The sequence below is a fragment of the Oxobacter pfennigii genome (assembly GCF_001317355.1).
Taxonomy (GTDB): Bacteria; Bacillota; Clostridia; order Clostridiales; family Oxobacteraceae; genus Oxobacter; species Oxobacter pfennigii.
Map to the genome: position 1 here is coordinate 1 of NZ_LKET01000064.1, position 512 is coordinate 512.

The following is a 512-nucleotide window of genomic DNA, read 5'->3' on the forward strand; positions in this document are numbered from 1 at the left end:
ATCATTATGATAATAGTGATGATATATTAATTCATTTTTCAAGGTATTAAAATATCGTTCCATGGGTGCATTATCATATGGACATCCAGCCTTGCTCATACTTTGTTGTATATCAATTGAACTGCAAAAATCTACAAACTCCTTTGAAGTATATTGCGATGCCTGATCGCTATGAAGGATTAATTTATCTGTTATTTTTGGCTGGGAAGCAATGGCTTTTTTCAATGTATTAATAGCGAGTTTGCTTGTTATCTCTTTACCGTTTAAACTGGCTATTACAGAGCGGTCGTAAATATCAAGAATGGTACAATTATATCTTTTGCTTCCGTCTGCTAAAAATAAATATGTAAAATCAGTACACCATATATGATTTACTTTATATGCTGTAAAGTCCTGATTTATAAGATTAGGAAAGATTTTATGGGCATGTCCCTTTTTATATCCCGGTCTCTTTCTTTTAACAATAGAACTGAGTTTAAGTTCCTTATTCATATAGTTATGTACAGTAGTTT

The 512-nt window shown here is 31.2% G+C and carries 1 protein-coding gene; it reads right to left on the reverse strand.

The genetic code is table 11. The annotated features are described in order from the left end of the window. Nucleotides 1–512 (reverse strand): IS3 family transposase (locus OXPF_RS19145; protein ID WP_152967814.1); only part of this gene is annotated, 512 nt, incomplete at both ends.